This window comes from Kitasatospora sp. NPDC051984, from assembly GCF_044593455.1.
Lineage (GTDB): Bacteria > Actinomycetota > Actinomycetes > Streptomycetales > Streptomycetaceae > Kitasatospora.
Genome location: NZ_JBIUCB010000016.1, coordinates 59,981 through 74,453, shown reverse-complemented (window position 1 = coordinate 74,453; position 14,473 = coordinate 59,981). Strand labels below are relative to the sequence as shown.

Here is a 14,473-nt window from a genome sequence, read left to right as displayed (position 1 = left end):
GCCCGATGACGGTCGGCATCAGGGGAGCGACGGGGCCTGGTGCGGCCCTGGTCCGGGTCTGGGACCGCCGCGGGAGGCCGGCCGGCGGCGCCGTGCTGGCGGCGCCGGGGCACCTGGTCACCGTGGCCCACGTGGTGAACCTCGCGCTGGGCCGCGGCAAGGAGTCCGCCGAGCTTCCGGACGGGCCGGTCGAGGTGGACTTCCCGCTGCTGGCGCCCGGCCGCAGGATCGCGGCCGAGGTCGTCCACTGGGTGCCGCCCGCCGCGGACGGGCCCCCCGGCGAGCCCGAGGACCTGGCGCTGCTGCGGCTGCGTGAGGACGCCCCGCCGGGAGCCGTGCCGGCCGCCCTCTCCGAACGCGCCGCCCGCTTCGACGATCGGATCATGACGTTCGGCTTTCCGAAGCGCCTGGACGACGGTGTGTGGATCCTGGGCCGGCTGCGCGGACCGCAGGCCGCCGGCTGGGTACAGGTCGACGTGGACCGGGCCGGCGCCTTCGACTTCCAGGAGGGGGTCTCCGGGGCGCCCGTATGGGACGCCGGCGGCGAGGGCGCGCTCGGCGTCATGGTCGCCGCCTGGCAGGGGCCGCGCGGCGGCCTCAGCGGCTACCTGATACCGACGGCCGTCCTGCACGCCGCGCTGCCCGGGCTGCGCGCCATGGCGCGCCCGCCCTCCCCGTTCCCCGGCCTGCGCCCCTTCGACGAAGAGGACGCGCACCTGTTCTTCGGTCGAACCGACCTGGTCCGCCGCATCACCGCCCTCGTCGACCGGATGCCGGTGACGACGGTCATCGGGTCGTCCGGTGCGGGGAAGTCCTCGCTGGTCCGGGCCGGCGTCCTTCCTGCCCTCCGGGCGCGGCAGGACACGCTGGTCGTCCTGCTGCGGCCATCGGGAGGCCTCACCCCGCTGCGGGCGCTCGCCGCCGCGCTCGATCGCGCGGTCGCTCCGGACCGCGAACCGGCCGCCCGGGTCGCCGGGAGCGGCCGGATCGAGCAGGCGCTCAGGGACGGGCACGAACGCGAGGTCGTCCGGGCCGTCCTCGAGCGGTGCGGGGCCGGCCGGCTGGTAGTCGTCGTCGACCAGTGGGAGGAGGCGTGGGCCGGGGCGCCCGAGGAGGCGCGCGACTTCAACGCCCTGCTCGGCCGGGCCCTGGACCCCCACCCGCCGTTCACCGTGCTGGCCGTGCTCCGGGCCGACTTCCTCGGCACCGCCCTCCAGGCAGCCGAGTCCGCGCCGCTGGTCCAGGAGGAACGGCTGGTCACGGTCGCCGAGTTGAGCCGCCGCGAGCTGCACGAGGCGCTGACGGGGCCGCTCCGCAACACGCTGTCGGTGACCTTCGAAGCGGGCCTGGTGGACCGCCTGCTGACGGACGCGGGACCGACCTCCGGAGCCCTGCCGCTGCTCCAGTTCGTGGCCGCCGAGTTGTGGGCGCAGCAGGACCACGGCCGGCTCACCCATGCGGCGTACGACGCGCTCGGCGGTGTGCGCGGCGCCCTCGCCCGCCATGCCGAGAACGTGTGGAGCGGACTCGACGCCGAGCACCGGGCCCATGCCGACCGCCTGCTCGCCCAGTTGGCCAGCCCGCTGTCCGAGGGCAGCGGCTACGTCCGCCGGCTCGCCCTCCTCGACGACGAGGACACCGGCCGACTCGCTGTCGCGAGCCTCCTGGCGGGTGCCCGGCTGCTCATCCTGCGGGAGACGGACCGTACGTCACCGGAGGGGTACCCGGTGGTCGGGGCCGAACTCGCCCACGACACCCTCGCCACGCACTGGGCCCGGCTGAACGATGTCCTCGCCGCCAGCCGGGAGTTCAGGCTCTGGCAGGAGGGCCTCCGGCAGCGGATCGCCCAGTGGGAGGCGAGCGGCGAACGCGGCCGGCGCCTCCTGACCGGCGGGGTGGACCTCCGGGACGCCCGGCGGTGGGCACGCTCGCACAGCCTCGAACTGAGCGTGGACGAACACGAGTTCATCGCCCGGAGCCGCAGGAGGTGGTGGACCCGGTGGCGCGTCGCGGCGGTGCTGGCCCTTCTGACCGCATGGGCCGTGCCCCTGGCGGTGTCCGTGCACAACGACGCGGTGCGGGACGCCGCCGACGACGCCGCCACGCTGGCCATGCATGCCAGGGACTACGCGGGCAACAACAACTACTGGGCGGCCACCGAGGCGCTGCGCGCGTACCGGACCAGCCCGATCAGTACGGCACGGGACGCGGTCGACAAGGTGTGGACCTGGGCCCGTGACGTCGACCGGCTCCTGCCGGACGGCGCGACGGGGAGCTACCGGGCGGACGCCTCCTCGAACGCCTACAACCTGCGGAACTCCTCCACGGCGGACGGCCGTACGCTCATCAGCACCGACCGTGAACGGGTCACGGTCTGGCAGCTGCGCGAAGGGCGGCCGACCCCGCGGGTGCTGCCGAGCCGCGAGGTCGGCTACCTCGAGCTGACCGCCGTCAGCGCCGGCGGGCGGTACGCCGCCTACACGGTGCTGTCGTTCTCGCCCGAGAAGTCGGGCGGGCGGACCACCGCCTGCAACGCCGGCACCACCGGCACGCAGATGACCGTCTGCGTGATCGTCCACGACCTCACCGACGGACGCGTACGGACCTTCCCGATCGGACGGTTCGGCTGGATGACAAGGGTCGTCGCCCTCAGCGTCGACCCGTCGGAACGGGTGCTCGGCGTGGTGCAGGAGGACGCGACGCTGCTGCGGTGGGACCTCGACACGGGCGCGGCGCTCCCCAGCGTCGGGCGAGTCTCCCCGGCGTCCGACCGGAGCATGCCGCTCTACACGGTGGCCGGCCTCTGGCTGGCGCCCGGAGGTTCGGCGGCGGTCGTGCTGGGCCGCGACGGATCCGACGACCGTCCCACGGCCGACGGCCGGGATTCCGCCTCCCTCCACCACGTCGACCTCACCCGGGCACCGGCCCGCTGGACCGTGCTGGCCAGGGGGCTGGCGCCCGCAGGGGCGTCGGTGTCGGCGGACGGCACCCGGGCGGCGGCCGGGGTGCCCGCCTCCGGCGGTGCGGGCGCGCCGTCCGGGCTCGCCGGGGAGTTCCGGGTGTGGGACGTCGCCAGCGGGTCCCTGATCGCCCGCTCCGGCGGACAACCGGCCGCCGCGGTCGCCGGAGCGCTCGCGCTCGACCCGCACGGCACCCGGCTGACCATCACGGCCGAATCCTCGACGTCCGACCCCGGGCGCCAGGTGTTCGAGTGGCAGGTCGGACGCGAGAAGTTCGACGATCCCGCCGTTCCACCTACCCGGCTCGCCGACCCCTGGATGCTGGCGCGCCGGATCGGCGAGGGCCCGGACGCGCCGATCGCGCTGTTCGCCCGGGGCGCCGTGGGCCTGATCCTGCCGAAGGACGGGCGCACGCCGTGGGAACGGCTCCAGGCCGAGGAACGGTCGCCGCGGGCCATGCTCGACTCCCGCTACCAGACGGCGCGCCTCTGTGCGGCGCTCCTGAACGACGGCGACCCCCCAGGGGGGTGGCAGGGCACCGGGGCGGGCCGGGCATGCCCGGCGGGTCACTGACCCGACGCCGCTCAGGGGCAGGTGACGAGCCCGCCTCGGGCAGATGATCACCCGCTCGCTGATGTCCCGACGCCACTCAGGGGCAGGTGACGACCTGACCGGCCCAGGACAGGCCGCCGCCGAGATGTGCTGCCGCCGGTTTCATCGGTCCGGCCGTCACCTGCGCCGGCGGCGGGTGAGTCAGGGGCAGGTGACGACCTGGCCGGCCCAGGACAGGCCGCCGCCGAGATGTGCTGCCGCCGGTTTCATCGGTCCGGCCGTCACCCGCGCCGGCGGCGGGTGAGTCAGGGGCAGGTGACGACCTGACCGGCCCAGGACAGCCCGCCGCCGAACGCGAACAGCAACACCCGGGCGCCGGAGCGCAGTTCGCCGCGCTCCACCAGCTTCGCCAGCGCCAGTGGGACGGACGCCGCCGAGGTGTTGCCGGAGTCCACCACGTCCCGGGCGATCACCGCGTCCTCGGACAGGCCCAGCTTCTGCACCAGCGACTCGATGATCCGCAGGTTCGCCTGGTGCGTCACCACCCCGTCCAGCTCCGCCGGGCTCAACCCGGCCGCCCGGCACGCCTGCTCGGCCAGCGCGGGCAGCTCCGTGGTCGCCCAGCGGAACACCGCCTGCCCGTCCTGCTCGAACCGCGGCTGCCAGGCGTCCAGCAGCCGCACCGCGCTCGCCCGCGACGGATCCGACCCCCACACCACCGGCCCGACACCGGTCCCCGGGCCCTCGGTCGCCGACAGCACCGCCGCGCCCGCGCCGTCGCCGAGCAGGATGCAACTGCGGCGGTCCGTCCAGTCGGTGACGTCCGACATCTTCTCCGCGCCGATCACCAGCGCGTGCCGGGCGGCGCCCGCGCGCAGCGAGTGGTCGGCCAGCGAGAGCGAGGTGCAGAAGCCCGCGCACCCGTTGTTCACGTCGAACGCGACGGCGGACGGGATGCCCAGCCGGGCCGCGACCTGCGCCGCGATCGACGGGCAGCGGTCCATCGCGCTGCACGTCGCCACCGTGACCTGCCCGATCTCCGCCGGCTCCAGCCCCGACGCCGCCAGCGCCTTCGCGGCGGCGGTCGCGGCGAGGTCCGTCACCGACTCGTCCGGCCCCGCGATCCGGCGGGTGGCGATACCCGTCCGGCGCCGGATCCACTCGTCATTGGTGTCCACCATGGCCGCCAACTCGTCATTGGTCAGCACCCTGCTGGGCTGGTGGTGGCCGAGACCGGCGATACGGACTCCGGGCATGGCAGTTCCCTTCCGCAACGGCCACCGGCCGCGCGCCGGAGGCAACGGCCTGGAATATAGCAACCGACCGATCGGAAGCTAAACGCCGATCGCCGCGGACCCCTGTCAGGACCACGTGCTCGGAGCGGCTCGGTTCGCCACCGGCGGTGCCGGGGGAACGAGTCCCAGGAGGGGAACATGCTCAGGAACGTCAAGCGGCTCGTGACCGGTGCGGCTGTGCTGGCCACGGCCGGCGCCACCCTGCTGATCGCCCCGACCGTCGCCGAGGCGGCCACGTACAACGGCGCCTGCGGCTCGGGGTACAACAAGATCGACTCCCTGCCGGTCGCCGGCGGCACCGTTTCTGACCTACAACGGCTCCTACAACTGCGTGGTGACGATCCGCAACAGTTCGGGGTCGGCCGTGCCGATGAATGCCTGGATCGAGCGGTCCGATGGCTCTGGATTCCAGCAGGACCCCGGAAACTTCACCACGTACGCCGGTCCGGTGTACGTCTACGCGCCGGGCTCGTGTATCGACTGGGGCGGCAGCATCGGGAATTCCGGCGCGTCGCAGTATGGCGCCCACTGTGGCTGACGTGGCAGTCCGTCCCGCGCTGATTAGGTAGGCAAAAGAATGGCCGGCGGCTCCAGCCGGCCATTCGTCTGCCCTTTTTGGTAATGTCCTGGAATTTGAAACCGAGGTCTTTGGTATTCATGGGAATTCGCTTCCCGGGCCTCCGGTGGCACGTCGACATAATTTCCTCGGGGCCCGATCACCATCTTGTCCCGGAGAATTCCCGGTCCAGCGCCGACGGGGACTTCCGGCACGCCGCAAAACCCTGCTGCTGACGGGCCGCTTCGCGGACCTGGAACCGCGTGGCGATCAACCGGACCCGGGACGCCGGCAGTTGGGAGCCACGTATTACGGTGGCGCGGTGAACGGACCGACCCGCCAGCCGCTGCTGCCCCTGCTGTCCTCCGACGCGGACGTCGTCGCGTACTTCCTCGTCGTCGCGGACATCGACGCGACGGACCCGGCCGACTTCGAGTTGGAGGAGGGGGTCCGGCTCGCCTCCAGGGCTCGGCTGGAACAGTTCGCGCGGGCGTCCACGGGAGACGCGTACTGCTTCGTCGGCGAGGGCGGCGAGGAACGCCCGGTGGTGTACGTCAGCCTCGACGGCGAGGCGGGCCCGATCGCGGTCGGACTGCCCGAGCTGCTGCGTCTGGGCCTCGCGGCACCGTGGTGGCGGGACGGTCCCGGACGGACCGACGAACAACTCCGGGCCTCCGTCGAGGAGTTCCGCGAGTACCATCCCGACATCGACGAACGCCGCCACCGCGCGGCCCGGGCACTCGGCCTCGACCCCCTCGCCCTGCCGCCCGCGGCAACGGCCCTCGCCGGGCTCGCCGAACTCTCCCGGGGGCCGGTGGCCGCGGCGAGCCTCGTCGTCGGTCCGGACGGCGATCCGTTCGACCCGCTGTTCGACGCCGATCGGGACTGAGTGCCCGCCCTGCCTACTCGGGCGGCCCGTCGAGTGGCGGGATCACGTCGAGCTGCTGGAGGAAGCCGAGGACGTCCTTGTCCGACCACTTCTCGGCGAGCTTCCCGTTCTCGATGCGGTGAACCACCGTCGCCGTCATGGTGATCGGCCGCCCGGTCGCCGGGATGCCCGGCAGGTCGCCCACGCAGGTGCCGCGGCCCGTCAGCCGGGTCACGACCTTGTCGCCCTCCGCGATCTGGTCCTCGATCTCGTGCACCCCGGGGGTGGCCTCCCAGAACAGGCGGAACGCCTGCTTCAGGCCCTCGCGTCCGGGCGCGAGCCCGGGGAACGGCGGCGGTGAGTGGTCCACGTAGTCCGCGGAGACCAGTTCGTCCATGGCCTCCAGGTTGCCCGCATCGATCTCCCGGTAGAACCGGCGGACCAGACTTTTGTTCTCTTCGATGGACATGGGTGCCTCTCCGCACGTTCGGCCGCGCCGTCGGACCGGCGCACGACGCCCGAATCCTCCCCCCGCCCCGTCGCGGGCGCGTACGGACGCGGTGGCCGTTCACTCAGAAGCAGCCACCCGGGTAACTCGCGACCGCCCGCCCCCTGACCTGCCGCTCCACCCGGCAGCCGGGTTCACCGCACCAGGCCGGCACCACGTAGGATTTCGGGACCGCACCGCGCGACCGAGAGGGGAACGATGAGCCCGCGCAGTACCGTGGCCGAGGCGCGTCGGACCCGGGACCGGATTGTCGACCGGAGTGTGGCGCTGGCGTCGGTGGACGGCCTCGAAGGGCTCACCATCGGGCGGCTGGCCACCGATCTCGGGCTCAGCAAGGCCGGCGTGCTGGGGCACTTCGGCACCAAGGAGACCCTCCAGCTCGCCACCCTGGAACGGGCCTCCGCGCTCTTCACCACGCTGGTCTGGGAGCCGGCCGTGGACGCCGAACCCGGGCTGCGGCGGCTGCGCGCCGTGTGCGAGAGCTGGATCTCGTACCTGGAGCATGCCCGCGAGGTCTTCCCCGGCGGGTGCCTGTTCACCACCGCCGCCGTCGAGTTCGACGCGCATGACGGGCCCGTCCGCAAGAACGTCGCCCGGCTGCTGCTGGTGTGGCGCCGCCGCCTGGCCGGCGAGGTCCGGCTGGCGATCGAGGCCGGGGAGCTGCCTGCCGACACCGACCCCGAGCAGATCGTCCACGAGCTGACGGGGATCTACCTGGCGCTCAACCAGTCCCTCCAGCTCCTCCGCGACCCGCTCGCCGCCACCCGCACCCGTCACGCCCTGAACCGCCTGCTGCCCGCCGTGGCCTGACGGCCGGGCCGGGCGGGATGCTGGGGGCATGATCGAACGAGAGACCGCGATTCGGGTCGTCGAGGAGCAGCTGGAGAGCGAGTACCGGCGCCAACCGGTCGCGTGGCGGCAGCGGATGGTGGTGACGGGTGCGGCCGAGCACGAGCTGGTCTGGATCGTCGGATACACCTCCGAGGAGTTCGCACGCACCGGGGACCCGGCGCACATGCCGGGCGGTTGCGGTCTGTACCTCGTCGACCGGCTCGACGGAGGACTGCACTCGGTCGGCGCCGTCTCCGCCATGACCGGCGACTGGGAGGCCGACTACCGCGCCCGGATCCGCGGGCTCCCGGTGCGCACCGCGGTGGACGATCTGCACGACGAGATCCGCGAACTCGACACCGGGCAAGGGAATTTGCATGCCGTGCGGGCGCTGCGCCGGAGACTCCCGGTCCTGACGCCCACCGAGGCCCTCCAGTACGTGCGGGCCCTGCGGGGCGGCGACGCCCCGGCACACCTGGTGGCCGTCGCGACGGCGGAACTCGTCGAGCCCCTCAACCCGGTGCTCGCCGTCCACACCGTCCGGGCCGGCGGCGGAAATCCGATGGTGTGAGGAGCCGGGGGTCGCCACATGGTCGTTGCGCGCCGCGGCACTGGCAGTATCGGGGGCATGACACACGACATCCGCGAGATATTCGAACAGGCAGGCTGCGAGGGCGCGTTGTGCGTCCGGCCGGTGGTGGGCGACGGCGAGATCGCGCTGAACGCGGATCAACCGGTGGTCCCGGCCTCGGTGTTCAAGGTGCAGATCGCGCTGGAGGCGGAGACCGCGTTCGCCGACGGCCGGCTGGACCCGCGTGAGCGGGTGACGCTGACTGCCGCCGAGCGGACGCCGGGTCCGGTCGGGAGCTCGCTGTTCGCGGACGACGCGGTGCTCTCCTTGCGGGACATGGTTGTCCTGATGCTCACGATCAGCGACAACCCGGCAACCGACGCGCTGCTGCGCCGCGTCGGCGTCGACGCGGTGAACGCGACGGCGGCGCGCCTCGGGCTGACGGGCACGTTCGTCACGGCCGACCTGCGGACCATGCTCGACACCATCGGCGAGGATCTCGGCCGCGCCGACTGGGCGGACCTCCAGACCTGGGCGGCCGGCGCCCCGGCGGAGGAAGTGGCCCGGGCCGACGCGGAGCTGCCGGGCGTCCGCGCGATGGACCCGTCGCGGGGGACCCGGACCACCCCGCGCGACATGGCGGCCCTGCTGCGCCTGATCTGGACGGACCGGGCGGGCCCGGCCGCCGCGTGCGCGCGGGTGCGGGAGGTGATGGGGCAGCAGTTGACCCGGCACCGGATCGCCGGTGGGTTCCGGCCGCCGGTGCGGGTCGCGGCGAAGAGCGGCAGCCTGCTGGGCATTCCCCGCAACGAGATCGGCGTGGTCTCCTTCCCCGACGGCCGCCAGTACGCCGCCGCCGTCTTCACCCGCTCGCTGCCCGGCTCGGACGACGCCGCGGTCAACCGCGCCATCGGCACCGCCACCGCCCGGGCCGTGGCTGCCCTGGGTGCCTGATACAGGTTCACGCGGGGGACATCACCTCGAACAGGTTGCCCGCGGCGTCCGTGAAGTAGAGGCCCCGGGCGCACAGCGGGTGGTCGATGCGGCCGTTGTCGGGCGCCGACGGGTCGTTGCCGTACGGGGTGCCGGCGGCGCGCAGGCGGGCGAGGACGCCGTCGAAGGTGGCCGGTTCGACGTCGAACTCGAGGTGGTGTCCGGCGGGGTCGGGGACGACGTCCGGCACTCTCGGGACGTGCTGGGCGAGGTCCTGCTCTTCCTGCCGGGTCGCTCCCGCGCCGAACTCGGCCGACTGGTACGCCCGTTGGATGCGGAGTTCCGCCGTCGGACGCTCCCTGATCCGTTCGCGGGGGAGCGGTTGGGGGCGGGTCCGGGCTGGTGGCATTGGCGGCTGGGGGAGAGCGCGTGGGACGGGTGAAGCGGTGCCGGGGCGGCGAGTTGGCGGTGGACGGCGGGATGATTTCGGCACCGCAAAACGGACTATCCGTAAATCGTTCCTATGTTGACTTTCCATCGTCTTCCGCGTGGCACACCGGCATTTCCCGTGCACCTCCTAGTCTCGACGATCTACGGTGCCTCTTCCGCCGGGCCTTCGAGCGAGGAGTACGACTATGAGTCGTGTCGTCAGGGCTGCCCTGTTCCAGACCGCGTGGACGGGCGACAAGGAATCGATGATCGCGGCGCACGAGGCCGCCGCCCGGGAGGCCGCCGCGCAGGGGGCGGGGATCATCGGGTTCCAAGAGGTGTTCAACGCGCCGTACTTCTGCCAGGTGCAGGAACCCGAGCACTACAGGTGGGCCGAGGCCGTCCCGGACGGGCCGACCGTGCAGCGGATGTGCGCGCTCGCGCGGGAGCTGGGGATGGTGATGGTGGTCCCCGTCTACGAGATCGAGCAGGCCGGGTTCTACTACAACACCGCCGCCGTGATCGACGCCGACGGCAGCTATCTCGGCAAGTACCGCAAGCACCACATTCCGCAGGTGCACGGATTCTGGGAGAAGTACTACTTCAAGCCCGGAAATCTCGGCTGGCCGGTGTTCGACACGGCGGTCGGAAAGGTCGGCGTGAACATCTGTTACGACCGGCACTTCCCGGAGGGCTGGCGGGCACTCGGGCTCGCGGGCGCGGAGATCGTCTACAACCCGTCGGCGACCAGCCGCGGCCTGTCCGCCTACCTGTGGCAGCTGGAACAGCCCGCCGCCGCCGTCGCGAACGAGTACTTCGTGGCGGCGATCAACCGGGTCGGCGTCGAGGAGTACGGCGACAACGACTTCTACGGCAGCAGCTACTTCGTCGACCCGCGCGGCCAGTTCGTCGGCGAGGTCGCCTCCGACAAGCGCGAGGAACTCGTCGTCCGGGACCTCGACCTCGACCAGATCGACCAGGTGCGCCAACAGTGGGCGTTCTACCGGGACCGCCGGCCGGACGCCTACGGCCCGCTGACCGGGGCGTGAGCGCCGTGACCCGGACCCTGATCACCGGCGGACTGGTCGTCACGGCCGCCGAGGAGATGCCCGCCGACGTGCTGATCGAGAACGGCACCGTCGTCGCACTGGGCCTGCCCGGCCGCCACCAGTGGGCCGCGGACCGGGTGTTCGACGCCGGCGGCAAGTACGTGATCCCGGGCGGCGTGGACGTCCACACGCACATGGAGCTGCCGTTCGGCGGGACGAACGCCTCCGACACCTTCGAGACCGGCACCCGGGCCGCCGCCTGGGGCGGCACCACCACCATCGTCGACTTCGCCGTGCAGTCCAAGGGCGCCTCGCTGCGCGCCGGACTCGACGCCTGGCACGCCAAGGCCGACGGGCGCTGCGCCATCGACTACGGCCTGCACATGATCATGTCGGACGTCAACGAGTCGACGCTGCGCGAGATGCCCGGACTGATCGGCGAGGGCGTCACCTCGTTCAAGCTGTTCATGGCCTACCCGGGCGTCTTCTACTCCGACGACGGCCAGATCCTGCGCGCCATGCAGCAGGCGTCCGAGACCGGCGCGCTGATCATGATGCACGCCGAGAACGGCCCCGCCATCGACGTGCTGGTCGAGCAGGCGCTCGCCCGCGGCGAGAGGGACCCCCGCTACCACGGCGAGGTCCGCAAGGCGCTGCTGGAGGCCGAGGCCACCCACCGCGCCATCCAACTCGCCCGCGTCGCCGGCTCGCCGCTGTACGTGGTGCACATTTCCGCCCGCGAGGCGCTCGCCGAACTCGCCGCCGCCCGCGACCTCGGCCTGCCGGTGTTCGGCGAGACCTGCCCGCAGTACCTGTTCCTGTCCACCGACAACCTCGCCGAACCGGACTTCGAGGGCGCCAAGTACGTGTGCTCCACGCCGCTGCGCCCCAAGGACCACCAGGCGGCGCTCTGGCGCGGGCTGCGCACCGACGACCTCCAGGTGGTCTCCACCGACCACTGCCCGTTCTGCTTCAAGGGGCAGAAGGAACTCGGCCGCGGCGACTTCTCGAAGATCCCCAACGGCCTGCCCGGCGTGGAGAACCGGATGGACCTGCTGCACCAGGCCGTGGTGGACGGCCACCTGACGCGCCGCCGGTGGATCGACATCGCCTGCGCCGCGCCCGCCCGGATGTTCGGCCTGTACCCGCGCAAGGGCACCATCGCCCCCGGCGCCGACGCCGACGTGGTGATCTACGACCCGCACGCCACCCACACCCTGTCCGCCGCCACCCACCACATGAACGTCGACTACTCGGCGTACGAGGGCCGCACCGTCACCGGCCGGGTGGAGACCGTGCTGTCCCGCGGCGAGGTCGTCCTCGACCGCGGCCACTACCTCGGCCGCCCCGGACACGGCGCCTTCCTGCCCCGTTCCACCTGCCAGTACCTCTGAGAGCGGAGACTCCCGCAGTGGATTTCGGACTCGTCCTGCAGACCGACCCGCCGGCCTCCAAGGTCGTCGAACTGATGCGCCGCGCCGAACAGCGCGGCTTCCGCTACGGCTGGACGTTCGACTCCGCCGTGCTGTGGCAGGAGCCGTTCGTGATCCACAGCCGGATCCTCGAACACACCGAACGGCTGCACGTCGGCCCGATGGTCACCAACCCCGGCACCCGCAGCTGGGAGGTCACCGCCTCCACCTTCGCCACCCTCAACGACATGTACGGCAACCGCACCGTCTGCGGCATCGGCCGCGGCGACTCCGCGATGCGGGTGGCCGGCCGCCGCCCCAACACGCTGGCCCGGCTCGGCCAGGCCATCGACGCCATCCGCGACCTCGCCGAGGGCCGCGAGGCGATCGTCGACGGCACCCCGATCCGGATCCCCTGGATCAAGGACGGCCGCCTGCCCGTGTGGATGGCCGCCTACGGACCCAAAGCGCTCGCCCTGACCGGACAGAAGGCGGACGGCTTCATCCTCCAACTCGCCGACCCCTACCTCACCGAATGGATGGTCAAAGCCGTCCGCCACGCCGCCGAACAGGCCGGCCGCGACCCCGCCTCGATCACCGTCTGCGTCGCCGCGCCCGCCTACGTCGGCGACGACCTCGACCACGCCCGCGAACAGTGCCGCTGGTTCGGCGGCATGGTCGGCAACCACGTCGCCGACCTGGTCGCCCGCTACGGCGAACACTCCGACCTCGTCCCCGAGGAACTCACCGCCTACATCAAGGACCGGCACGGCTACGACTACAGCCACCACGGCCGCGCCGGAAACCCCTCCACCGACTTCGTCCCCGACGGCATCGTCGACCGGTTCTGCCTGCTCGGCCCAGTTGAGGCGCACATCGAGAAACTGCGCGTCCTGCGCGAGGCGGGCGTCGACCAGTTCGCGATCTACGCGATGCACGACGCCCGCGAAGCCACCATCGACGCCTACGGCGAGCACGTCATCCCGGCGCTGACCCGTTGAACCGACGCACCTTCCTCGCCCTCGCCGCACTCTCCGGCGCCACCGGCACGGCCGGCCTGGCCGCCGGCTGCGGACCGGACGCCGAGCACCACCTCGCGCCCCCGCCGCTCGACCTGTCCACCCCGCTGCGGATCCCGCCGCTGCTGCACCCCCCGGCGGATCTCGACGGCGTCCGCCGGTTCGAACTGATCATGGCTGCCGGGCAGTTCGAACTGCTGCCCGGCAAACCCACCACCACCTGGGGCTTCAACGGCGCCTACCTCGGCCCCACCCTGCGGGCCGGCCGCGGCGACCGGATCGCGATGACCGTCCGCAACGCCCTCCCCGAAGCCAGCACCGTCCACTGGCACGGCATGCGGCTGCCCGCCCGGATGGACGGCGGACCGCACCAACTGATCGCCGCCGGCCACCGCTGGACCCCCACCTGGACCATCGACCAGCCCGCCGCCACCACCTGGTACCACCCCCACCCGCACGGAGCCACCGCCAAGCACGTCTACCGCGGCCTGGCCGGGCTGTTCCTGATCGACGACGACCACGACGCCGAACTGCCCACCGCCTACGGCACCGACGACATCCCGCTGATCCTCCAGGACAAGAACCTCGACGACCACGGCCGGATCGACGGCGACCCGCTCAAGGGCCCGTTCGGCATCCTCGGCGACCGCATCCTGGTCAACGGCACCTACAACCCGCGCTTCGACGTCACCACCGCCCGCGTCCGGCTGCGGCTGCTCAACGCCTCCAACGCCCGCATGTACCAGCTGGCGTTCGCCGACCGCCGCCGGTTCCACCAGATCGCCACCGACGGCGGCCTGCTGCCCGCACCCCTCGAGACCGGCACGCTCGCCCTCACCCCCGGCGAACGCGCCGAGATCGTGGTCCGGTTCAGCCCCGGCGACAACGTCGTGCTGCGCACCCTCGACACCGGCCTCGACATCGCCATGGGCGACCTCGACCTGATCCGCTTCGTCGCCGCCGAGCAACTGCGCCCCGCACCCGACCTCCCCGCCACCCTTCCCGCGCCCGCCCCCATCGTCCCGCCCACCGGCGCGAAGGTCCGTCACTTCACGCTCAGCGGACGCGACAGCATCAACGGCCGCCCCATGGACATGCAACGGATCGACGAGGTCGTCCCCTCCGGAGCCGTCGAGATCTGGGAGGTCGAGAACAGCACCGGCACCTCCCACAACTTCCACATCCACGAAGTCGCCTTCCAGGTCCTGAACGCCCAAGGCACCCCCACCGGCGGCCACAAGGACACCGTCTTCACCCCCGCCCACACCACCGTCCGCCTGGCCGTCCAGTTCGGCCCGTTCAGCGACCCCGTCGAGCCGTACATGTACCACTGCCACGTCCTGCGCCACGAGGACGCCGGAATAATGGGCCAGTTCGTCACCGTCGCCCCCGGCACCGAGAGCACCGTGCCGCGCAGCTACACGGGCGTCGAGCACGCGCACTGACGGAGGCGGGCCCCGCGCACGCGCACTGACCTGCGGGCGGTGTCG

Annotated in this window: 13 protein-coding genes; 10 read left to right on the top strand and 3 right to left on the bottom strand. The window is 72.5% G+C overall.

Features of this window, described 5'->3' with window-relative positions; genetic code table 11:
* Positions 1-5: 5 nt before the first annotated feature.
* Positions 6-3,533, top strand: coding sequence for a trypsin-like peptidase domain-containing protein (locus tag ACIHEI_RS26905; RefSeq protein WP_396608402.1), 3,528 nt, complete (start codon positions 6-8; stop codon positions 3,531-3,533).
* A 284-nt stretch (positions 3,534-3,817) separates the two neighbouring features.
* Here ACIHEI_RS26905 and ACIHEI_RS26900 read toward each other — a convergent pair whose 3' ends face one another.
* Positions 3,818-4,768, bottom strand: coding sequence for a beta-ketoacyl-ACP synthase III (locus tag ACIHEI_RS26900; protein WP_396608401.1), 951 nt, complete (start codon positions 4,766-4,768; stop codon positions 3,818-3,820).
* A 177-nt stretch (positions 4,769-4,945) separates the two neighbouring features.
* On the opposite strand from ACIHEI_RS26900, the gene ACIHEI_RS26895 reads away from it, so the two are divergent.
* On the top strand, positions 4,946-5,368 hold the full coding sequence (locus tag ACIHEI_RS26895) for a hypothetical protein (RefSeq protein ID WP_396608400.1): 423 nt from the start codon (positions 4,946-4,948) through the stop codon (positions 5,366-5,368).
* A 317-nt stretch (positions 5,369-5,685) separates the two neighbouring features.
* A complete protein-coding gene (locus tag ACIHEI_RS26890; RefSeq protein ID WP_396608399.1) occupies positions 5,686-6,252 on the top strand; it encodes a hypothetical protein in 567 nt (188 codons plus the stop codon).
* A 13-nt stretch (positions 6,253-6,265) separates the two neighbouring features.
* On the opposite strand, the gene ACIHEI_RS26885 is transcribed toward ACIHEI_RS26890, so the two are convergent.
* The gene (locus tag ACIHEI_RS26885) at positions 6,266-6,700 is read right to left on the bottom strand and encodes an ester cyclase (RefSeq protein WP_387641052.1); all 435 of its coding nucleotides are present in this window, start codon (positions 6,698-6,700) and stop codon (positions 6,266-6,268) included.
* A gap of 237 nt (positions 6,701-6,937) precedes the next feature.
* Here ACIHEI_RS26885 and ACIHEI_RS26880 point away from each other — a divergent pair, with 237 nt between their 5' ends.
* From ACIHEI_RS26880 to ACIHEI_RS26870, 3 genes are read left to right on the top strand one after another with little or no spacing between them, the layout of a single operon-like run.
* Positions 6,938-7,549 carry a TetR/AcrR family transcriptional regulator gene (locus ACIHEI_RS26880; protein ID WP_392951362.1) on the top strand — a complete coding sequence of 204 codons (612 nt, stop codon included), beginning with the start codon at positions 6,938-6,940 and terminating at the stop codon, positions 7,547-7,549.
* A gap of 28 nt (positions 7,550-7,577) precedes the next feature.
* Complete coding sequence (locus ACIHEI_RS26875; protein ID WP_396608398.1) at positions 7,578-8,141, top strand: YrhB domain-containing protein; 564 nt, start codon at positions 7,578-7,580, stop codon at positions 8,139-8,141.
* Between the two features lie 57 nt (positions 8,142-8,198).
* The gene (locus ACIHEI_RS26870) at positions 8,199-9,095 is read left to right on the top strand and encodes a serine hydrolase (protein ID WP_396608397.1); all 897 of its coding nucleotides are present in this window, start codon (positions 8,199-8,201) and stop codon (positions 9,093-9,095) included.
* A 7-nt stretch (positions 9,096-9,102) separates the two neighbouring features.
* Here ACIHEI_RS26870 and ACIHEI_RS26865 read toward each other — a convergent pair whose 3' ends face one another.
* The gene (locus tag ACIHEI_RS26865) at positions 9,103-9,483 is read right to left on the bottom strand and encodes a hypothetical protein (protein ID WP_396608396.1); all 381 of its coding nucleotides are present in this window, start codon (positions 9,481-9,483) and stop codon (positions 9,103-9,105) included.
* A gap of 226 nt (positions 9,484-9,709) precedes the next feature.
* Here ACIHEI_RS26865 and ACIHEI_RS26860 point away from each other — a divergent pair, with 226 nt between their 5' ends.
* The 4 genes from ACIHEI_RS26860 to ACIHEI_RS26845 are packed head-to-tail and all read left to right on the top strand — an operon-like array spanning position 9,710 to position 14,428.
* Positions 9,710-10,552, top strand: a complete 843-nt coding sequence (locus ACIHEI_RS26860; RefSeq protein WP_396608395.1) for a nitrilase-related carbon-nitrogen hydrolase — start codon at positions 9,710-9,712, stop codon at positions 10,550-10,552.
* A 5-nt stretch (positions 10,553-10,557) separates the two neighbouring features.
* Positions 10,558-11,946, top strand: a complete 1,389-nt coding sequence (gene hydA, locus ACIHEI_RS26855; protein WP_396608449.1) for a dihydropyrimidinase — start codon at positions 10,558-10,560, stop codon at positions 11,944-11,946.
* Between the two features lie 17 nt (positions 11,947-11,963).
* Positions 11,964-12,965 (top strand): TIGR03842 family LLM class F420-dependent oxidoreductase, encoded by a 1,002-nt coding sequence (locus tag ACIHEI_RS26850; protein WP_396608394.1) that lies wholly within the window; start codon positions 11,964-11,966, stop codon positions 12,963-12,965.
* Positions 12,962-14,428, top strand: a complete 1,467-nt coding sequence (locus tag ACIHEI_RS26845) for a multicopper oxidase family protein (RefSeq protein WP_396608393.1) — start codon at positions 12,962-12,964, stop codon at positions 14,426-14,428. Before ACIHEI_RS26850 ends, ACIHEI_RS26845 begins: the two co-directional genes overlap by 4 nt.
* Positions 14,429-14,473: the final 45 nt, after the last annotated feature.